The organism is Viridibacillus sp. FSL R5-0888 (assembly GCF_038009105.1).
In the GTDB taxonomy this organism is placed as follows: domain Bacteria; phylum Bacillota; class Bacilli; order Bacillales_A; family Planococcaceae; genus Viridibacillus; species Viridibacillus arenosi.
Genome location: NZ_JBBPAU010000001.1, coordinates 3,581,623 through 3,603,491 on the forward strand (window position 1 = coordinate 3,581,623; position 21,869 = coordinate 3,603,491).

At 34.4% G+C, this 21,869-nt stretch carries 19 protein-coding genes, 1 pseudogene and 1 other annotated feature; of the genes and pseudogenes, 7 read left to right on the forward strand and 13 right to left on the reverse strand.

Annotated elements, in window-relative coordinates; genetic code table 11:
- The first annotated feature begins 304 nt into the window (after window positions 1-304).
- Complete coding sequence (locus MKY02_RS17905; protein WP_051448556.1) at window positions 305-1,075, forward strand: exosporium glycoprotein BclB-related protein; 771 nt, start codon at window positions 305-307, stop codon at window positions 1,073-1,075.
- Window positions 1,076-1,478: 403 nt separating this feature from the next.
- Here the strand turns inward: MKY02_RS17905 and MKY02_RS17910 are convergent, their stop codons facing one another.
- The 3 genes from MKY02_RS17910 to MKY02_RS17920 all read right to left on the reverse strand — a co-directional run bounded on the left by MKY02_RS17910 (window position 1,479) and on the right by MKY02_RS17920 (window position 5,577).
- Complete coding sequence (locus tag MKY02_RS17910; RefSeq protein WP_340711584.1) at window positions 1,479-1,940, reverse strand: GNAT family N-acetyltransferase; 462 nt, start codon at window positions 1,938-1,940, stop codon at window positions 1,479-1,481.
- 82 nt (window positions 1,941-2,022) lie between these two features.
- Window positions 2,023-3,618: a 2-isopropylmalate synthase gene (locus MKY02_RS17915; RefSeq protein WP_038179546.1), complete on the reverse strand. Its 1,596-nt coding sequence runs from the start codon at window positions 3,616-3,618 to the stop codon at window positions 2,023-2,025.
- A gap of 56 nt (window positions 3,619-3,674) precedes the next feature.
- Window positions 3,675-3,914 (reverse strand) — a binding site (T-box leader).
- 1,177 nt (window positions 3,915-5,091) lie between these two features.
- On the reverse strand, window positions 5,092-5,577 hold the full coding sequence (locus MKY02_RS17920) for a CotY/CotZ family spore coat protein (RefSeq protein ID WP_340711585.1): 486 nt from the start codon (window positions 5,575-5,577) through the stop codon (window positions 5,092-5,094).
- Window positions 5,578-6,250: 673 nt separating this feature from the next.
- On the opposite strand from MKY02_RS17920, the gene MKY02_RS17925 reads away from it, so the two are divergent.
- A complete protein-coding gene (locus MKY02_RS17925) occupies window positions 6,251-6,658 on the forward strand; it encodes an S-Ena type endospore appendage (protein WP_076034076.1) in 408 nt (135 codons plus the stop codon).
- Between the two features lie 32 nt (window positions 6,659-6,690).
- Here the strand turns inward: MKY02_RS17925 and MKY02_RS22090 are convergent.
- The 3 genes and pseudogenes from MKY02_RS22090 to MKY02_RS17940 all read right to left on the reverse strand — a co-directional run.
- Window positions 6,691-6,783 (reverse strand): annotated as a pseudogene (locus MKY02_RS22090) (IS3 family transposase); the annotation flags it as partial.
- 683 nt (window positions 6,784-7,466) lie between these two features.
- Window positions 7,467-8,645 (reverse strand): amidohydrolase, encoded by a 1,179-nt coding sequence (locus tag MKY02_RS17935; protein WP_038179550.1) that lies wholly within the window; start codon window positions 8,643-8,645, stop codon window positions 7,467-7,469.
- Between the two features lie 16 nt (window positions 8,646-8,661).
- Entirely contained in the window at window positions 8,662-9,849 is a 1,188-nt protein-coding gene (locus MKY02_RS17940; RefSeq protein ID WP_038179551.1) for a hypothetical protein, read from the reverse strand.
- A gap of 410 nt (window positions 9,850-10,259) precedes the next feature.
- Between MKY02_RS17940 and MKY02_RS17945 the strand changes: the two genes are divergently transcribed.
- Together MKY02_RS17945 and MKY02_RS17950 are read left to right on the forward strand one after the other, a co-directional pair.
- Window positions 10,260-11,243 (forward strand): diaminopimelate dehydrogenase, encoded by a 984-nt coding sequence (locus tag MKY02_RS17945; RefSeq protein ID WP_038179553.1) that lies wholly within the window; start codon window positions 10,260-10,262, stop codon window positions 11,241-11,243.
- Window positions 11,244-11,563: 320 nt separating this feature from the next.
- The gene (locus tag MKY02_RS17950) at window positions 11,564-11,980 is read left to right on the forward strand and encodes an organic hydroperoxide resistance protein (RefSeq protein ID WP_038179555.1); all 417 of its coding nucleotides are present in this window, start codon (window positions 11,564-11,566) and stop codon (window positions 11,978-11,980) included.
- A gap of 262 nt (window positions 11,981-12,242) precedes the next feature.
- Here MKY02_RS17950 and MKY02_RS17955 read toward each other — a convergent pair whose 3' ends face one another.
- Entirely contained in the window at window positions 12,243-13,088 is an 846-nt protein-coding gene (locus tag MKY02_RS17955) for a class I SAM-dependent methyltransferase (RefSeq protein WP_076034077.1), read from the reverse strand.
- Window positions 13,089-13,194: 106 nt separating this feature from the next.
- Between MKY02_RS17955 and MKY02_RS17960 the strand changes: the two genes are divergently transcribed.
- Entirely contained in the window at window positions 13,195-13,917 is a 723-nt protein-coding gene (locus MKY02_RS17960; protein ID WP_038179558.1) for an ABC transporter ATP-binding protein, read from the forward strand.
- Window positions 13,914-14,951 (forward strand): ABC transporter permease, encoded by a 1,038-nt coding sequence (locus MKY02_RS17965; RefSeq protein WP_340711586.1) that lies wholly within the window; start codon window positions 13,914-13,916, stop codon window positions 14,949-14,951. The genes MKY02_RS17960 and MKY02_RS17965 overlap by 4 nt, the downstream gene beginning before the upstream one ends.
- 52 nt (window positions 14,952-15,003) lie before the next feature.
- On the opposite strand, the gene MKY02_RS17970 is transcribed toward MKY02_RS17965, so the two are convergent.
- The 5 genes from MKY02_RS17970 to MKY02_RS17990 form a co-directional block, all read right to left on the reverse strand.
- On the reverse strand, window positions 15,004-16,605 hold the full coding sequence (locus MKY02_RS17970; protein ID WP_412104672.1) for an ABC transporter substrate-binding protein: 1,602 nt from the start codon (window positions 16,603-16,605) through the stop codon (window positions 15,004-15,006).
- Between the two features lie 134 nt (window positions 16,606-16,739).
- On the reverse strand, window positions 16,740-17,738 hold the full coding sequence (locus tag MKY02_RS17975) for an inorganic phosphate transporter (RefSeq protein WP_038179566.1): 999 nt from the start codon (window positions 17,736-17,738) through the stop codon (window positions 16,740-16,742).
- A 15-nt stretch (window positions 17,739-17,753) separates the two neighbouring features.
- The gene (locus MKY02_RS17980) at window positions 17,754-18,374 is read right to left on the reverse strand and encodes a DUF47 domain-containing protein (protein WP_038179568.1); all 621 of its coding nucleotides are present in this window, start codon (window positions 18,372-18,374) and stop codon (window positions 17,754-17,756) included.
- Window positions 18,375-19,290: 916 nt separating this feature from the next.
- Window positions 19,291-19,884: a histidine phosphatase family protein gene (locus MKY02_RS17985; protein ID WP_038179571.1), complete on the reverse strand. Its 594-nt coding sequence runs from the start codon at window positions 19,882-19,884 to the stop codon at window positions 19,291-19,293.
- A gap of 40 nt (window positions 19,885-19,924) precedes the next feature.
- The gene (locus MKY02_RS17990; RefSeq protein WP_340711587.1) at window positions 19,925-20,335 is read right to left on the reverse strand and encodes a VOC family protein; all 411 of its coding nucleotides are present in this window, start codon (window positions 20,333-20,335) and stop codon (window positions 19,925-19,927) included.
- Between the two features lie 152 nt (window positions 20,336-20,487).
- Between MKY02_RS17990 and MKY02_RS17995 the strand changes: the two genes are divergently transcribed.
- Window positions 20,488-21,033 carry a GNAT family N-acetyltransferase gene (locus tag MKY02_RS17995; RefSeq protein ID WP_076065662.1) on the forward strand — a complete coding sequence of 182 codons (546 nt, stop codon included), beginning with the start codon at window positions 20,488-20,490 and terminating at the stop codon, window positions 21,031-21,033.
- A 65-nt stretch (window positions 21,034-21,098) separates the two neighbouring features.
- Here the strand turns inward: MKY02_RS17995 and MKY02_RS18000 are convergent, their stop codons facing one another.
- Entirely contained in the window at window positions 21,099-21,860 is a 762-nt protein-coding gene (locus MKY02_RS18000; protein ID WP_340711588.1) for a thermonuclease family protein, read from the reverse strand.
- Window positions 21,861-21,869: the final 9 nt, after the last annotated feature.

Sequence of the window (21,869 nt, forward strand, 5' to 3'; positions counted from 1 at the left end):
TCTTTGTATTTTAAGAATTGTATTATTAAATTTAGATTTGAACAATGTTAATCCACCGTGTCATAGCAAAATTATTTTTATCCCTCCCTTTTACTAAGTACTCAATCCAATAAGGATTACCTACATCTTGTTTTTTCCTAATATGAAAACGTGCTTTCTTTTTAATATTGAAAAACAACGATTTTCATAAAATTAATACCTATTAGGTTTAAATTAGTTCTAAAAATATTTATTTTATAAAGTGATGCTTGCCCTTACCAATTATTTTGAAGTGAATAGCATGATAATAATAGGAGGTGAAATAATGAATTATGAGATAAAAAGATGTAATAAGTGCAGTAAATATATCTGTACTTGTAACAATGACCCTGCTCGAGGTCCAAGAGGGAATAAAGGTACTATTGGCCCTGTTGGACCTCCTGGCCCTCAAGGACTTAAAGGTGACCGAGGTCCTAGGGGATTCATGGGTCTTCCTGGAGCTGATGGTGAACGTGGGCATAGAGGCGCCGAGGGCGAACAAGGACCTATGGGTTTAAGAGGTCTCCCTGGAGTGGCTGGGCCTGGCTCAATAATTCCTTTCGCATCAGGTGTTCCTGTTAAACTTACAACTGTTGGTGGACACATTGGAACAACTAGTTTAATCGGCTTTGGGAACTCTGCATCAAACGTTAAGTTAGATGGGACAAAAATAAATCTTACAGGTTCTGCTGGCGCACTTCTGAATTTTGCATTTTCTATTCCTCGTGATGGAAAAATCACTTCGATGGATGCTTTCTTCAGTACTTCAGAGGCTCTATCTCTTGTTAATTCCACCATCACAATTACAGCTCAATTATATCAATCAACAACACCAAATAATCTATTCACTCCTGTCCCAGGCGCTACTGTAACATTATTTCCTAAACTCTCTGGCAATCTTCCTCTAGGTTATGTCAGTCACGGAATCACTACAGGATTAAATATAATGGTAACAGCACAAACACGACTATTGATGGTGTTTTCTGCAGCAGCCACTGGTCATTCACTCGATAATATGGTAGGTGGGTATGCTAGCGCAGGTCTTTCAATTAGTTAATTCCTTAAGGTTAACTATCTATCTTAAAAACTACAATTCTTACCTAATAGTTGATGCAAAAAATATCCATAGAATACATCATTATTTGATAAATTAATTTCGGTATTAATTGAAATTATTTAAAGTTTGCTTAATTAATACCATATAATATTACTAGACTAACAATGGCAACTTTTCGTATAAAATAAAACAAAAAGTTGCCTTAATTCGTATTTTCTCTATTTAACTTTCTCTAATATTACACTATTAACTATGCAACAACTGCTTCTAAAGGTGTAATTTTGGTGCGGCTATATTCTATTCAGAGATAGTTGAATTTATTATTTTATAAAAATACATCTTTTTTATATGTAAATAATCTATTTGTTAAATCATAATTTTCATAGAGACGAAAATTAAATTATTAACCGTTATTATCTACAGTAATTAAATTCAATGTATAATGTCCAAATTCCGTGTCGTGAACAAATCCATTCTTTTCATATAATTTTTTCGCATTTATATTCGTGAGAGCAGTTTCTAATGTTAAATAACTCGCATTTGTTTGTCTACCTAGTTCCATTGCTGACTGTAATAATTGCTGTGCAACGCCAGATTTCCGATTATTATTTGTCACGAACAAGTCATTTAATATCCACGCTTTTTTCATTGATATGGAGGAGTACGTTGGATAAAGTTGTGTAAATCCTACATACTCCTCTCCCTTTTTCGCTACAAATATGACTGAATCCTTATTAGTTAGTCTACTGTGGATGAATTTATAAGCCCCTTCTATATTTGTTTGTTGCTCATAAAATTGACGATACATGTCGAATAACCCCGCTACGCCAACTGTATCAGATAGATCTGCTTGATTAACTTTCACTTCATTACCCTCCTTTTAAAATTACAAGTCCCTCGAACAACAAAAACAACTCCTCGTATGAAGCAGAAGTTGTCTTTGGTATTTAAAGTGATTGTGCAATAGGTTCTTTGTTTATTTCAGGCATTAAATTATCTACAATAATACTATTTACTGCATTAATATAAGCTAAAGCACTTGCCTTAATGACATCTGTATCAGTTGCTTTTGCAATATATTTTTCGCCTTTATATTCTACCTGTAATTTTACTTTCCCTAATGCTTCTTTTCCTCTAGACACACTGCTAATTTTGTACTCTAATAATTTGATATCGATATCAATGATTTCTTTAATCGATGAGTAAAGTGCATCAATTGGACCCGATGCTACTGTAGTGCTGCTTTTGAAAATTTGATCTCCCTTTTTTATTTTGACGCTTGCTGATGGGAAAATTGTATTACTAATTACTTGCAAATCCAACAACTCATAAAAATTTTCACTATGATGGTGAATCTCCTCATTCATGTCATGACGTTCAAAATACTTTTCTACAATAATATATAAATCATGGTTATATACTTCTTTTTTCGCATCAGCCAATACTAAGAAATCTGCAAAAATTTCTTCAAATTGATCATCTGTTAGCTGATTAAAAGCTAATTTTCCGAGTGCATTTTTCACGGCATGACGTCCAGAACGGGCTGTAAGAACAAGCTCCATATCATCTAATCCAACTTCTGTAGGGCTAATAATTTCATAGGCATCACGTGATTTTAGTAAACCATCTTGGTGAATACCAGATGAATGTGCAAAGGCGTTATCTCCAGTAATAGCTTTATTCACCTGTACATCAAGTCCCATTAAGCTACTCACAAGCTTAGATGTGTTCATAATTTCCTTTGAATTAATATTTGTGTTTGCTTTGTAGAAAGACGAACGTGTATTTAATGCCATAACAACCTCTTCTAATGCAGCATTACCAGCTCGCTCTCCAATACCGTTAACCGTACACTCCACTTTATCTGCACCATTTTTTATAGCAGCTAATGTATTTGCTGTAGCCATCCCTAAATCATTATGACAATGTACACTTAAAAGCACTTTTTCATTCAGATTTTTTAGGCGGTCATTTAATTTGAATATAAGTTCACCGAATTCCTCTGGCACTGCATAACCAACTGTGTCTGGGACATTAATCATCGTAGCACCAGCCTTGACGACGGCTTCAATTGTCGACCATAAGTATTCAAACTCAGAACGTGATGCATCTTCTGTAGAATACTGCACTTCTGGTAAAAGTGTCTTAGCATATTTAACAGCTTCAACTCCGATATCTAGAATTTGATTTTTTGATTTACCAAATTTCTTTTCAACGTGAATGTCTGAAGTTCCAAGAACCATATGAATTAACGGCTTTTCAGCATACTTTACACTATTATAAACTGCATCGATATCTGCTTTAACAGCACGTGCTAGGGCAGTAATCATGATATTATCAGTATCCCCAACCTTCATCGCAATTTCTTTTACCGCATTAAAATCTCCGGCTGATGATGCTGGGAAACCAGCTTCAATAATATCAACTTGTAATTTCTTTAACTGATGAGCTACTTCTAGTTTTTCGTATAAATTCAGTTTCGCCCCCGGTACTTGTTCCCCATCACGTAAAGTCGTATCAAACACCCATATTTTTCTCGACATTTCACATACACTCCTTTTCTTTTTTAAATAATAAAAAGCCCCGCCTCTATAGAAACTATAGAGACGAGGCTGTGCTCGCGGTACCACTCTAATTGATCCATGCCTAACATGAACCCACTCACTTTGATGGCTATCACCACCTATTCTTTTAACGGCAGAATCCCGACATCCGCTACTATTATTTCACGGAGTAGCTCTTGGACGAGTTCAAAGGCAAATAACTACCGATTCTCACCAACCACCGGCTCTCTGAATAGCTTATTTTTCCTCTTACTATTTCCAATCATTGCTCACTCATTATTTGATTAGTTTTGATTCTAACCCCAGAATTCTTTTTAGTCAACATAATTATCAGAAAAATATAAATTTTCTTTCAGGAATATTTTAGGTGTTTGATACAACAATCTATTTTGATATAAAAAACATCTCTCCCCTATAATCGAAAGTATTAGACAACAACGAAAGGAGTATACAGATACATTCCGATTTTACTACTCTTCTTCTCAATCACAAGACAAGCGAATTACAGGAAGCAAAAAAAATACATGAATGAGAAAAGAACATGAGTTAATTATTCATGTCCAACCAATTGACTATCTACAAGCTTGTCCATAATGTCAGATAAGGGCTATCCTCAGTAAAGGGAAGAAAACATACCCATTAATAAAAACTTAAAAGGTAAATCAAGTGTTTTTTGGGGGAATATTTGACTGTCTCCAGGAAATCTATATACGAAAGAATTCAAAACTTTTTGCAAAGTCACGTGGATGGAACGTCGATGACATATGCTGAGAAACAGACGCAAACTCCGAAACCTCTGTGGACCATGTTTTGCAACGTTGGATCGCACAAGGAGGAAAAATCGAACATCTGGCAGTATAGGATTGTTTGAATCATAAAAAACTGACAGGAAGAAATCTGTAATTACCATCAATTACGATTCACGAATACAGTCTTTGTAGGCTGGAAAACAAGATACGTAGAGATAGAAGGTGCACTAACTTTAATTTCAGTTAATTAAAAAAGAATATTGAAATTAATGAATTGAAAATAACTTAAAAAAGAAGACTCGAAAATACAGGAAGCGAATTTGGCCCCAATACTAAATCATATACATTTAACAACTAAGAAGTTCTTCGTTTTATTTTATGAAATCTGTTGTTTGTCTCGTTTTTATTAACTTTTTCTCTAGGTTCTATCTTTATAACATCCATTTCTAAATTGGGAGTGTTGACATTTTACATATCAAAATTAGACGTTTTGTTTGATCGACTCCTACACTTTTTTTCATTGCAGAGCTTTTCTTATAACAAAATGTCCAGTCCTACAATCATACACTAATAATATTTTCAAAAATGTAATGATAAAGAATTCATTTCAATGTAAGAAAGACGAACTGGGGGAGCTTTAATCAGCAACTGGGTAGATGCCCAAATTGTTGAAACTTGCAGTGAGTTCTGGCATGTTTTCATTCTATAAACAAACAGCAGGCAGACATTGAATGCCTGTGAAGCTTGCAATATCAACTGTTATACATACACATGTTGAAATCAAATCTTCTACATCTTCACAATCAAGCTGACAACAAGGGGAGCATATATGATCTTTAGTATTAGCAACACATTTATTATGGTTTTTAAATTTTAATAATTCCAAAACTACACAGTCATTCTTTAATTCTACTATTTTGAAAATGAATGTTAAAAAACAAACAAATTTTTCTTTTTTTGAACAATCGTCAAAGCAAGTAGTCACGCCTTCAACCTTAAACGCTTCACAATTACAATATAAAATAAAAGGTATTGTATTGTTCTTATTTGGTTTAAATAACTCTCCAAGTGGTGACTGGCATGAAAATTCGCAGTTATCATTCTTTTTCTTCCTAACATTTCTTTGTTCATGTAGTATTTTTTCCAATGTCTTTTTTACACATTTACTATCATTGTGACACTTCTCCACAAAAATCGACTCCTTTTATGTTCAGTACATCCTTGCAATATCATATGGAACTGCATTCTAAATTAATAGGTTATTTACCTGTTGTCATTATAAAAATTATTTTCTCTTTTTTAGCTATCAACTCATAACGAATAAATACACTGTAAATAATCTTCTTCAAACAAGATAAAAAATACATAATATTCCATTTTAGTTAAATTGAAAGCTCTGAACCAATCAATACACCAAAGGAGAGTACCTGTCCGAAGAACAGATTAATTCATCACCAGTAAATCAACAAAGAGTTTATTAATTTGCAGTTGCTTCTATATTTTTCATTGTTTTACGACAGTTGACTCTTTCCTAGAAAACAAAGTTTTCTTCACAAGTAGTGCAGCTAAGAAAACTAGAGTTTATCTTTTTCCGCACACAGATGGGAAAATTATTTTTGGGAAACAAATTATGCTGCTGATAATGAAATCAAGGTAACCTACATATTCGTATGATTTTCGATTATTTGATAAGAAACAACTGATAGTAATATTCAGCTTTATCGTCAGTTGTAAAAAAACCAAACATGTAGACTAATAACTATACACGAAACTTTCTTTTGCATTAACTATGATTAGTTAGTATGAAATTGAAGCGTGCACAATCAATTTCATACTTTCAAAAAATATATGGAGGTTTTTTTATGTGTATGGGAAAGGATAAGCATAAAGATGATTGTTGCTTTAGCTGTTGCGATGAAAAGGAATTTATTGTAGATAAACTGTGCTGTGATTTTAATGTTACGGGATATAGTGGAGCTGAAACGTTCACGACTCTTTATACAAGTGATTTGACTACCGCATGTAATCTTATAGCTTCTGGATTTATCAAAAACTGCGGGAATACATCTATTATTGTTCAATTTGTACGAGGTGTTAACTCAGGTGGTTCAGGAGGTACGGTTATTAGGACTTTAGTTATTCCAGTAGAAGGTTGTGCTACATTTGTAGTTTCACACTTTGATGTAATCCGTGCACAAACTGAATCAGGTACTCAACAAGAGCACAGTCCTGGAGAACTTTGTATTACTCAACGTTTTCCGATTCACTAATAGAGTTGTTAAATCGAAGTAACTCCTAAAAGTTAGACACATTTATATCTTTTGATAACTTGTTGGGCATGAGTTCGGTACTGTATTGGGCTCATGCCTTTTAATTTTGCCTTAGTCCGCTTGTGTGTTGATAATGTTTCATCTGATAATGCTAACCACTTTCTTTAGGTAACCGTTCAAATACCTGTTCTAATATTTCTGAAACAAGAAAATACATTGGTCTAGAATCAATTGTATAGGTATTGATATACATAAAGTTTAATCTAACATTGCGAATTTAATTTGGCTGATGTACATCGGTTGATACCTTTGAACAGCTGTTCTTTTTCTTTTTCTTAACTTGAGTCATATAAAAACATCACTAATTGTTATAACAGGTTAATTCTGTATTTTACTCAATTTTTGCAGAAAGAAGTGAGTAAAGAAAACTAGATGCTATTGGTAAATGTACCACCCATAAATATAGTTGACCTTGTATCAGGTTTTGAGTTTGTCGTTTATCTTTTTTAGACGTTCTGAACAAGCTCAATCAACTAATTCAACTCAACAAACTAATCAAGTATATTAATTTCAGTAATCTTAGGGAAAATAAAAAAGGTGACTTTTTGTTCTACTTTGAACGAAAGGCCACCTTTCTCTCTTTTTTCTCAACATCGAAGTCTGTTCTTGACATATAAAGCTATACGAATACTTCTACACCCTTATCCTTTACAATTAAAAATAATGGCAAACAATCGTATTTACTGAAACTTAGCGAGGGACTTCTTAATTATTAAAAGTAGTCAAGTACATGCTTTGATGAAAAACATTAGTTATTTCTCTTTAAAAAATTCACTGCGTATTGTACAAATAACTCTGAACCAACTTTCAATGTATCTTCATCTACATTGAAGCGTCCATGATGGTGTGCCCATTGTGAATCTTTTTCAGCATTACCACAGCCAACTAAAGCAAAACAACCAGGTACTTTATCAAGATAGAAACTGAAATCTTCTCCGCCCATTGTAGGATCATCAAGATAATATGATTCTTCTCCGAATGATTGTTCAATGACTTGACGTGCTAACTCTGCACTATCTTTATCATTGATGACAGCTTGTGTACCATAGTTATACTCAACTTCGGCAGTACCACCATAAATTGCGGCAATTTGCTCTGCATATTGATGAATTTGTGCTTCTATATGTTGACGAGTCTCTACATCAAAGCAACGAACCGTCCCTTCAAGAACTGCATTTTCTGCAATAACATTAAAACGAGTGCCTACCTCCATTTTACCTATTGTTAGTACGGCTGGACGTAACGGGTTAACTGTTCTCGATACAACTGTTTGTACATTTAATGCAAATGATGATGCAATCATTACTGCATCAACCGTATCATGCGGCATTGCAGCATGACCACCGCGACCTTTAAATATCACTTTAAAGAGATCTGCTGATGCAAATGATGGGCCAGGTGCACATTGGATTTTATGTGAAGGAATTTGCGACCAAATGTGAATTCCAAACACATTATCAACACTCTCAACTGCTCCTTGACGAACCATCTCCTTAGCACCTGTTGCCACTTCTTCTGCTGGTTGGAAGATTAAGCGCACTTCTCCTTCTAGCTCATCTTTTATTTCATTTAGAGCTTTTGCAGCAATTAATAACATTGCTGTATGAGCATCATGTCCACATGCATGCATTTTGCCATCTTCTTGTGAGTGATATTCAAGCTCACGATTTAATTCATAAACAGATAAAGCATCCATATCTGCACGAAGAGCAACCGTTTTACCTTGCTTCCCACCTGTAATATCAGCAATTACACCAGTTGGTTCAGTTTTTCTATACGGAATGTTCAGTTGTTCTAAATAATCGCATACAAACTGAGTTGTTTTAAACTCCTGCCATGATAACTCTGGCTCTTTATGTAGTTTACGACGAATGGCGACTAACTCATCATTATAACTTGCAATAATTTCTTTTATATTTTTCCCCATTTGAAGGACCCCTTTATTATTTAATCCAGGTTACAAATAAGCCTGCTAATACAACAGAAACTATCGTAACTGTGATGAAACCACCAACAAGCATCGGTGGAAGCATATGACTTGTTAAAAATTCACGTTCTTTTTTATCTGATGTTACAGCGTTCACAACTTCATTTGTAATAATATAATCTGCTGGGAAGCCATATAAGGCTGTTAATGATACAGCAAACGCCATATTTGGACTTACTTTTAAAATTTTTCCTGCGATAAATGAAAAGATATACATGCCAATTACTGCAAGAACGATACTAACTATTAAAGGTGTAATTATTCGTAGCATCATTTCTGGTGTAGCATTTTTTAAACCATCAAAAATAAATAACATTAATGCCATGATGGCAAAACCGAAACCATTTGCCTTTTGTAAAGGCTGCTTTTCTAAGAAACCTAGTGAAGTAGCAATTACACCAAATAGTAAACATAGTACTAATGCATTTACTGTAATAATTGGAGCTAATGCAGTTGATGTAAAATACGCTAAACAGCCAACAATGGCTAATCGGAAAAATTTGAAATAATCCGTATTGTAGCGATCAGGTAGTTTCTTAAATATTCTTGGTTTTTCTAGTTTTTCCTCTTCTTCAACTGTTATTTCCTGAGCTTTTATCTCACCAGAACGATATAGCTTTAATAACCGATTCCCTTCTTTTTTTAAGAAAATTGACGTTAGTGGATAACCAGCAAAACCTTGAATAACATATATGACAATTGCGAAAACAGCTAGATCATCATACCCTGCATTCGCTGCTCCCTCAGACATAATAAGAGCTGAAACTAATCCACCAACTAGTGGAGGAATCGCAACAATCATCGTTTGCAGATCGAAAATCAAAGCGCCTATCGTAAATAAGATAACGATAATACCTAAAATTCCTGATAGTGCAATAACTATCGTTTTCCATTGATTTCTTAATTCTTTCAATGAAAGTAAAGTACCCATGTTAGTAATTAATAAGTACATCATCATTGTTGCTACGATTGCTGGAATACCTGCAATCTCTACAATATTCTTCGGAAAAAACGTCCAATACCCCAATAAAAACAGTACAGCGCAAACAAATACAGACGGAATCCATGCTTTCGTTTTAGTTGCCACAACATCGCCAATATATAAAATCCCTAATAATATAACAAGGGCAAGCATTTGAGCCATAATATAACCTCCAATTAATAAAATTTGTAATATTACAATAACATTAAATTTTCTGAATATGTATATAATTAATATATTTCGAGAAAATATTAACTTTAACTAGCTAATTTATAACGTAAATCACATATAGATATTTTGATATAGATAAACACCTTTATTAAAATAGTAAATTTATTCCTTACCAGCGATAAAATTACTCACATAAGAATAGCTTTTTCTCTCAGTAACATTAATGCAATAATGAGGAGAAGCCATCTCCTCCGCGAAGTACTATCTACATGACTTACAAGCTCAAACAACCCCTTCCCTCTCACTATTAATCTCATGTATAGCATTGTGAATTTTCAAAATTAAAAGTACAATTGGAATTATATTTATTGATACTATACATATTTTTAGGAGGAAAGTCTTTGAGTAAAATTCGAATTGGTATTGTAGGTTATGGTAATTTAGGACGTGGCGTTGTAGGGGCAATTGCCCAAAACCCTGATATGGAATTAGTGGCAGTATTTACTCGTCGTGACCCTTCTTCATTAAAAATCGAGAGCGCTAATGTCCCAGTATATGCGGTAAATGATGCAGAAGAATTTAAAGATGCCATTGATGTCATGATCTTATGTGGGGGATCTGCTACGGACTTACCGGAGCAAGTACCTCATTTCGCTCAATGGTTTAACACTATCGACAGCTTTGATACACACGCCAAAATTCCAGCTTTCTTTGATGCAGTAAATGCAGTTGCAGAACCTGCAAATAAAGTAAGCATCATTTCAGTTGGTTGGGATCCAGGTCTATTTTCATTAAACCGTCTTTTAGGAGAAGCAGTGTTACCTATTGGCAATACTTATACTTTTTGGGGTGATGGCTTAAGTCAAGGCCACTCTGATGCAGTTCGTCGTATTGAAGGCGTTAAAAATGCAGTGCAATATACTTTACCAATTGAAGTGGCAGTAAATCGCGTACGTAATGGTGAAAATCCAGAATTAACTACTCGTGAAAAACATGCTCGCGAATGTTTCGTTGTTTTAGAAGATGGCGCAGATGCTGTGAATATCGAAGAACAAATTAAAACAATGCCAAACTATTTCTCTGATTATAATACAACTGTAAATTTCATCTCTGAAGATGAACTTGCTACAAATCATAGCGGTATGCCACATGGTGGGTTCGTTATTCGAAGTGGTGAATCTAACGCGGAGCATAAGCAAATTATGGAGTTCTCTTTAAACTTAGAAAGCAACCCATACTTCACATCAAGTGTCCTAGTTGCCTTTGCACGTGCTGCTTACAAACTTAACAAAGCTGGCGATAAAGGAGCTAAAACAGTTTTCGATGTACCTTTTGGCTTGTTGTCACCAAAATCAGCAGCAGAACTTCGTAAAGAATTATTATAAGAGATTAAAAATAAAAGGCTGGCTCTGTCTTCATGACAAGTTAGCCTTTATTACATTAGTTAAATTACCAAGATTCACTAAAAAGCTTCCGTCATATTGACTTTTATCCTCTCGACAACTATGATGAATAGTGATTCTTACAAAAGACTCAATAATCTCAAACAAGAAACCTTATGCTGCCTTCTATCAATTGAAGGGTCCGTAAGGTTTTTTGTTATTCTACCGAATTTTAACAACTGAATACTCAATCATTATTTTTGACTATGCAAATTATGTCATGTACAGTTGAAGGGTATCAAAATAATAAATGAGGTGACGAAATGGTCGTATACTTTACATCAGAAGCAACTGCAAAAAATGGTAGAGATGGTCATGTAAAATCGAATGATGGCATAATTGATTTAGATTTAAAAATGCCAAAGCGAAATGAAACTCCAACAGGCTCCAATCCAGAACAATTATTCGCTGCAGCATATTCCGCATGTTATGATGGTGCCCTCAATTTAGTAGCTAAAAATGAAAATGAAACTATTGATTCAACTGTTACGGCTAAAGTTAGCTTAGTGAAAGATGAAGCCGATAATGGCTTTAAAATCGCTGTCACTTTAGAAGTTGAAGTGAAAGGTGTATCACAAGATGTAGCCGAACAGTTAACAGCTAAAGCACATCAAACTTGCCCTTATTCAAAAGCAACTCGTGGTAATGTTGATGTAAATATCGTTACAAAAGCAATTTAAAAATAATTATATATCCCTATGCTTTTACTTTGCATGGGGGTATTTTTTTATTTATTAAAAAAGAGTTAAATTCATTATTATAGAAACATCGATTTCTAAAAGTTACGAGAAGAAATGTTGTAAAAATAGAAGAAAAGGTTTAAACCTAACTCAAATTGAATTACTAAATAGAATAACCGATGATGAACAAACTTTTACTAATGAAAACCACTTCTCTAAAATTAAAGCCGACTCAGCATTAATCAATCAGTAGAATCTATATCTAATTACTTATTAGTACATATGTAGACATCGGTTTTATAGCATTTCTTTGTATTGCATCTTTAAGTATTAATATTTCAGTTTGCAGTAATAGGACCAACTTTTTTGGAATATACTCTACAGCCAGAAGCTCTTTGGCATAATCTTGGATAGTAAAATCCACTTCCCATTCTCCATCCTGTAATTCCGGAGAGTAAATTATATTCTCTTTTTGGATCTCCCACCCGGCTTGTTGAATGATTTTCTTAATATCCTCCGCCGTAAATAATGACCGGATGTTCGAAATACTTGTTTCTTTAAATGTTTCAAATTGAGCTTGAATCAATACAGCCAGAAAATGAGGATACTGTTCAATACTTGTTACCCTTGCATCCCATTCTGCAAAGCATAATGTTTTCCCCCATTTCCTAGCTTTCTTTAATACGACTGCTAGCTGCTCGGCTGACTGGAAATACCAAGAACAGTGCGATAACACAACCACATCAAATGATTTTTCTGGAAAATCGATTTCATCTGCAATCACATCTGTAGCTAAATCTATTTGTATTTGCGCACCTAACTTTGAGGCTTTTAAATGACAGGCTGCTTCTCCTAAAGTGATTGGACTACCATAATCTGCATCCGCGACATCAATACCATGGACAAAGCCTCCTTCACCTACTAGATGTGCTAATACTGCAGTAGTATCCCCTTGTCCACAACCTATTTCCAGTACACTCATCCCTTTTTTGATTGACCAAAACTGCGCTAACTTCAAACGATGCGCCGTTTGAATTTTTTGAATTGTACTATCGTCACCATATATGGCCATACAGTCTATAATTTCTTCTATTATTCTTTCTTCCATCTAGTTCCTCCATTACGCAAATTGATATTGTAATATCTTCCATACTAAATTAGACTATGTGAACAAGCAACTCAATTTATTAATGTGTATAAAAGGAGTGAATTTTATGTCCTCAATCCAATTAACAGATGTACAAAAGCACTTTCAAAAAAGATCCATTATTCAAAATGTCAGTCTGTCTATTGACTCAGGAAAAATTTTCGGTCTAATCGGTCCATCTGGTTGTGGTAAAACAACATTAATCAAACTAATAGTAGGTATGTTAAAAGCGGATGCAGGTCAAATAGAAGTTTTTCAGCAAACTGTACCAAATTACAATTTACTCAAAAGAATCGGCTATATGGCACAATCCGATGCATTATATAGCGATTTAACGGGAATGGAAAATATGCAATTTTTTGCGAAGTTATATTCATTAAATAAAAAAGAAAGAGACAAACGTATTGCTTATGCTGCGGATATTGTCCAACTTACAAATGCTCTTTCTCAAAAGGTTGAAAACTATTCTGGTGGTATGAAACGAAGACTCTCTTTAGCCATTGCACTACTTCAAAATCCAGATATTCTTATTTTAGATGAACCAACTGTAGGAATTGACCCTGCTCTAAAACTCACAATTTGGCAAGAGCTCGAACGTCTGAAAAAAGTAGAAAAGAAAACCATTCTTATCACTACACATGTAATGGATGAAGCTGAAAAGTGCGATGAACTCGCCTTAATGAAAGAAGGTAAAATAATCGCTAATGGGACGCCTACTAAATTAAGAAAAATTTATGACGCAGACACATTTGATGAGGTGTTTTTACGAGCTGGAGGTGCTAAAACATGAGGATTGTAGCTTTAGTAAATAGAATTATTCAGCAAATGCTAAGAGATAAACGGACACTTGCACTACTATTTCTTGCACCTCTCCTCATCTTAAGTCTGATGTACTTTATATTTCATACAGAAGATCATTCTCCGAAGCTTGGCATAGTTGGTGGAAATACTAAAATAATTAAAGCATTAGAAAATGCTAATATTGAAGTAGAAAAGTATAACCAGCTTTCTCAAGAAGAGGCACTTGCTAAAGACTTAGACGGTTGGTTAACACTTGAAAATAAGCAGCTTTCTTTGACGTTACAAAACGATTCACCTAGTAAAGCAAAGACATTACAAATGCAGGTGAAACAAGCACTTACAACCCTCCAAATGAATAGTATGTCTAGTAAAATACCGACGCTTGGAGTAACTACAAATTATGTATATGGAGATGAAGATACACAGTTATTTGACATCATTAGTCCTATCTTAGTCGGCTTCTTTGTATTCTTTTTCGTCTTCCTCATTGCAGGAATTGCATTATTAAAGGAACGTACAACAGGCACATTAGAAAGGTTATTAGCTACACCTATTCGCCGTCATGAAGTTGTACTTGGTTATTTAATCGGTTACGGAATTTTTGCTGTCATTCAGACATCAATTGTCGTACTTTATGCTGTAAAAATACTTGATATTGTTCTAGTTGGATCTATTTGGTATGTGCTACTGATTAATTTATTGCTCGTATTAGTTGCCTTATCATTAGGCATTCTATTATCTAGCTTTGCATCTTCAGAATTCCAAATGGTTCAATTTATACCACTAGTCATTGTTCCGCAAATTTTCTTTACAGGATTATTCCCACTGGATGGCATGGCGGATTGGTTACTTTCAATCGGTAAAATTATGCCTCTTTACTACGCTGCGGATGCTCTTACGGGTGTTATGTATAAAGGGTTTGCATTTGCAGATATCGTTATCGACCTCGGTGTATTACTATTATTTTCAGTACTATTTATTTTCTTGAATATCATAGCGCTAAAAAAATACCGAGCTATATAATATCGTTTACAAAAAACAACACGCTCTAAAAAACGAGCGTGTTGTTTTTATTTTATTCTACAGAGACATTCTTTAAATCATCAGCTTCTGTAGGATGTGCTTTAAAGTTTTTCACTGATTTAGATGCTGCTAATAGTGGTGTGGAATGTACTAATGGCAATACCGGTGCTTCTTTATGCAAAATAAGTTGAATTTCTTTATATAACTCTTTCCGTTTTTCTACATCCTGTTCAGAACGACCAGCTTGCAGGAGTTTTTGAACTTTGTCAATTGAAAATTGAGAGTTATTTAACGACCCGTCACGATCAAAGAACAAAGATAATAAATTGTCAGGATCTCCATTATCACTTGTTCCACCAAGTAAAAATAAATCTGCTTCACCTGCTTTTGTTTTCTCTAAATATGTCGCCCATTCAAACGACACAATTTTCGTTTTAATCCCCACATCCTCTAAATTCTTCTGAATCGCTTCAGCAACCTTTTGGCCATCTGGCATATATGGACGTGGTACAGGCATTGCCCATAACTCTAATTCTTTACCATCATAACTAGACTCTTTCAATAATGCTTTCGCTTTTTCAGGATCATAATCATATAAAGGCGTATCTTCGTTATAGCCTAAAGCTGTGGGTTGCACTGGATTTTTTGCTACCAATGCTTTCCCTTCAAAGAATGTGTCCGCAATCACTTGACGATTGACTGAATGGCTAATAGCCTGACGTAACTTTATATCAGTAAATGGTGCTTTATTTGTTGTCATCCCTAAATATCCGACATTAAATGAAGGGCGTTCAATTAAAGTAATTTGGTCATTTTGTTCAACTGTGGAAATTGATGCAGGTGCTACACCATCTGCAATATCAATTTCTCCACTCATTAATGCATTTAACCTTGCTGCATTATCTGGCATTGCTTTGAAAATGACACTATCCAGCTTTGGTAAACCATCTTGCCAGTAATCATTGTTTTTTGTCAAAACGACTGAATCATTTCTTTTCCATTCTGAAAATTTAAATGGACCTGTCCCTACAGGATTTTCTCCAAATTTCCCCCCGTCTTTTTCAAATGCAGTTGGACTTGCAATTGAAAAAGCCACCATTGCTAAATTATTTAAAAGTGGAATCATTGGTTTCTTTAATTGAATGATGAATGTATAATCTCCATCAGCTTTCACACTTTCAATAATATGATTTTCGTCGCCTTTAAAGCCACCGAACATGTCTGCATAATAAGGAAATTGATCTGCACTACCATTCATCCAACGTTCGAAGTTTTTAACAACAGCCTCCGCATTAAAGTCTGTACCATCATGAAATTTAACATTTTCCTCTAGCATAAAAGTATACGTCTTACCATCATCAGAAATCTTCGTATCCTTAGCTAGTCCAGCTTGTGTAGAAGTATCTTGTTCTCCAAATACTAATAATGTCTCAAAAATATTGCGTGCTACTTTGAACGATTCACCGTCGGTTACTGTACTAGGGTCCAATGACACTGAATCCGCTCCGCGACCATAAACAACAGTCTGCTTGTCATTGTTATTTTCTTTTCCGTCTGATGACTTTTCACCTTTTGAGTCGTCAGTTGAACATGCTACCAATATGAAAAGCATAGCCATTACGACAACAATGATTCCTAATCTCTTATTCTTCAAAATAATCCCCCCACATCCTATTTTCTTCCTTCTATCAATTATAAGTATATTTTCATAATTTTCAAATAATAATGTAAATAAAAAATGCCTGCAACCGATTTGTGATCAGTTGTCAGGCAGTTGTTAGCTAAGTTTTAGAAAAAGAAATCTAAAATGTAGAATATCAATGCAGCCATTGCTGCTGATGATGGCATTGTAATAATCCAAGTCATAATAATTTTACGAGCTACTCCCCATTTAACACCTTTCACACGTTGTGCAGCTCCTACCCCCATAATAGCGGAAGAAATAACATGTGTAGTACTAACTGGTAAGTGAATTAACGTTGCACTAAAGATAACTGAAGCAGAAGCTAAGTCGGCTGCTGCACCGTTAACTGGGCGCAATTTCATAATTTTACCACCAACTGTTTTGATGATTTTATAACCACCGATTGAAGTACCAAGTCCCATTGCTAATGCTGCAGAAACTCGAACCCAACCTTGAATGTCATCGCCAGTTTGTAATCCTCCAGCGATTAAAGCCATTGTCATAATACCCATTGCTTTTTGCGCATCATTCGTACCATGTGTAAACGATTGAAGTGCAGCAGTACAAATTTGTAAATATCGAATTCCTTTATTTGTACGATACAAATTTGCATTTTTGAAAATGACTTTGAATAAAGACATCATCAAGAAACCAGCTGCTATAGCAATAAAAGGTGATAATAATAAAGCTTGTAATATTTTCACGAAACCTGTGTAGTTCAAGATACCAAAACCGGCTGCTGCAATAGCAGCACCAGCGATAGCACCAATAATCGCATGAGATGAACTAGACGGAATTCCATAATACCAAGTAATTAAGTTCCAAATAATTGCTGCAAGTAATGCAGCTAATATAATCACAGAACCATTTGATAATGCGAAAGGATCTACGATGTCTTTCGTAATTGCCTTTGCAACACCTGTAAATGTGATTGCCCCTATAAAGTTCATAATCGCAGCCATAATTACTGCTACTTTAGGTGGCAAAGCTCGTGTCGATACTGATGTAGCAATGGCATTTGCTGTATCATGGAAACCATTGATAAAGTCAAATGTCAGTGCAAAAATAACAACTAAAACTGTTAATAAGAGTATTGTATCCATTCGTGACTCCTGCTCCTATGCATTACGCATAATAATAGTTTCCATAGTATTCGCTACATTTTGGCAATCATCTGCAATATCCTCTAATTGTTCATAGATATCCTTGAACTTAATAAGTTGGATCGGATCTTTTTCATGCAAGAATAGTTGCTTAATGGATGTACGAAGCACTTCATCACATTTGCTTTCATAATCTTTTATTAAAATGGCATGATCACGCATACCAATTAGGTTTTTCGTTTTTAATAAGTCCATAGCTTTTACAATTTCATCAGCACTTTTCACAATATAACTGATAAATGTATTCATTGACTCATCGATATCGATTAACGCGAACATGTCAAAGTGTGCAATACATTCTTCCATACCATCAAGAACGTCATCCATACTGTTTGCAAGCGCTAAAATATCCTCTCTTTCAATTGGGGTCATAAATGATTTATTCAGCATCACGATTAATTCATGAATGAGAGAATCCCCATCCGTTTCATATTTTTTCATTCGTTTGCTAATTTCTTCTAAGTCTTCCAAACTCTGAATACGGAAATCGTTGGCATAATGCATTGCCTCTTGCACATTAATGGCAATTTTTGCTAAAACTTCAAAGAATGGATCTGGCTTTTTTCGATTAAACATAAATTCCTCCTGAAAAAGTTAGTGTCAAAACATATATTTGTCCTGAACGCTAAATTAGCTTAACAATAATTTAATAGAATATCTGCTATTTTTACATATTCTATGACAACTTTTACAATTCTGTAACATTAGCGTTCACAAATTCGAAAAAAAATTGTTCCAATGTGGAATATTACATGATTTTTTTTATCGAATTTTGTCGAAAAATATATATTTCGGTGCAAAAAAACCCTTGAATATCAGGGTCAATCCATTGATAAATATAACATTTCTTTGTCAATATCAACTTTCTTTGTAAACGATTTATTTTTCGACAAAATACCTACCATTTTAATACAAAATGTAGGTTTTACAATTTACAAAGCTAACGATATTGGCTAAAGAAAAGTCTTTTTTCCGTTAATGAGACAACAAATATGAGTCCAACTTCAAAAACTACAGACTCGTTAAACATTTGTGGGAATCCTTGTATACCATCAAAGATAAATCCAACAATAACAGATGCAATTATTCATACACCACAGACAACTTCTCTCATCCATCAAAATCCACAGAAATACAAAAAAGAAAATGGTAATAAAACTAATGAAAGTAGGGAAAATTGAAAATGAATTATAACAAATTCATTTCACAGTAGTATGTCCAACATCAAAAAAAGCAATCATGTAAATCTCAAATATTGATTTTTTAGACCATTCCCTATTTTTGTATTAATTAACAATTACACCTTCACTACTCTTATTACTTTCCGATATCGAGTACTAGCTGTAACCTCATATCATACTGCTCCTTATTAATCATATCAATTTTTGATCCTTTCTTGACACAGCTGTTAAATATCCTACATTTTTAAAAGCTCCTTTTTCAAACGCATTTTCAAAGAAATAAAAAAGATGTGCATAATTTCATACACATCTTAAATCTTTCCTGTTTCACTTACTTGCGACAAATGTGATGATTGATTAAATTCGCCAAGTAACCATCTATCTTCTTGTATCGTAATATAACTGACGCCTGCATTAGCTAATCGTACTTCCTGTGGAAAAGAATCGCCATTCTCGAGTAGTGTAAAGAGCGCATGAATTACCGCTCCGTGAGCTACTAGAATGACTCGGTCATTTGGATACTGCTCGAAAATTTCAACAAGTCCATTTCGTAACCTTGTAAGCACTGAGTCCAATGATTCTTGATTTGGATATTGTTTATCTGGAAACGCTTTTATACGTTCTTCCATATCCATACCTTCTGCTTCACCGAAAGAACGTTCTTTAAACTCCTCAATTTCAAATAAGGGTATGTGTAATTGTTCGTTTATTATTTCTGCTGTATGTTTTGCTCTTGTTAATGGACTTGTATAAATTGCAGCCCAGTTAGTATTTTTGAAAAATACACCACATTCTTTTGCTTGTTGGATTCCTCTGTCATTAAGAGGTACATCTGTTACACCTTGCAACCTCCCTAGTGCATTCCAATCCGTTTCTCCATGTCTTACTACACAAATTTCTGTCATGTGAGTACCTCCTAAACCATCTTTACATTAGAGTATCATATTAAATTCCAGCTGTATGCATTAACACTACTCTCCAGCCATCAGGGTCTTCGATTGTCTTACCTTCCTTTTCCCAATAAGGGTTTTCTGGAGGAACTGCATTATAGCCTAATTCTCTTAATCTCTCGATAATCGTATCAATTTGTTGTTGATGTGGTATATAAAATACAATTAAATTATCTTTAGTTGGTGCTGGACAAGGACTGCCATTTTTGTGCTGGGTAAATTCCAAATGATATGTTGCCGTTGGGAGCCCAATCAATAAACCTTCATAATCTTGCCCTGTAAATGATCCAATTTTCGTCAATCCTAAACCTTTACAATAAAAATGCTCAACTTGTCGTAACTGATCTGTAGGTCTAGCAACCCTAACTTGTGTAACTAACATATTTTCTGACCAATCATTATTCATATTTACCACCCCTTTGAAAGGATATTACCATTTAATTAAACTTATTAATTCCTTCATAAGATTGAGCAACATCTCACCCTTTTGATGTATTACTATTTTATTTTTTCAGCAATACACTGCATAATAAAATTAGATTGAAAGGGGATATACATATGGATTGGTTTGGAAAACTGAATGAATATTTTCCAGTTGAGGAAATGAAATCACGTCAACATATAGAACTTTTACTGAAAGATAAAATAGATATTTATAAAAAGGTAGAGGACGAAAAATACGTATTAACATATGTAGATCACACTGATTTTATATTTGTCGATTATTTATATGTTTCCTTAACTGCACGTGGTGAAGGATTGGGTGGTAAAATTTTAGAACATTTAAAAGGTAATGGCAAACCAATTTTATTGGAGGTAGAGTCACTTGCTCAAGCTGAAGATGACACAGAAAAACGATTACGCTTCTATAAACGTCACCATTTCAATCTAGCTACACAGATTTGTTATTGCAGGCATCATGTAAAGACAGGCGAACCTCTGAAAATGGATATCCATTACTGGGCACCAACGGGTGTTGCTGAAGAAGAAATACTTGGACAAATGAAATGGGTATATGAAAATATTCATGCGTACAAAGATGAATTTCTTTATGGAGCAAAGTATGAACCGACGGATAATGTATTATTTATGACTAAAAAATAATAAGTGGAAAAATAACTATTAAAAAAAGGACTTCTCACAATTCCGTGAAGTCCTTTTCCTAATATTTAACTGGCTTTTTTAAAACCAGCTTGCTCCGCTTCTTTTTCAGTACAGAACATTTCTTCTTCTTTAACTGCATCATAATTGTTAGAGCCTGGCATATGATACAGCTTATTCCCTTTACTATTTATATTACCTTTAATAGAACAACTTCTATTGTTCGTTTTATTTGAGCTATCGGATTTATTTGAGTTTTTTGATTGCCCTTCAGTAGGCACCCCACTTCTCACAACCGATTTATCAAAACCTCTATTTGTTACATAACCGTCATATTGCCAAATTCCTTTTCTCGATGCTTTTGCTTCATTTTGAATTTTCTCAAAAGCTTTCACATTTGTCGTATTCGGTTCATATATATAACCAACACGTACAAGACCTTCACGGATTAGTTGCTCTTGAACACTTTTCCCATCCGCATATGTATAGGCAAGAAGGCGACCATATTTATCTTCATGTTCACCAACATCAAATTGAATTGAAACTTGCTTTGCGTTGTTCAATATTTCACGATTACGAGCCTGCGCTTCTCGTCCAAAAGGTTGTTCACCTAATTGTTTATGGTACATTTCAGGTGCATCTACTAATAAATAGCGTACTTTCTTTGTTTCGCCATCGTATTTTACTTTAATCGTATCACCGTCCATGATACTTACTACTTCGACATCTATTCGCTTTTCTGATTCTTCTTTTTTTGTCACTGTAGTTTCTGTACATGCTTGTAGTATAAATACTAGACAGCCGATAAGAAGGAGTCCCCATTTTTTCATTGTCATCAC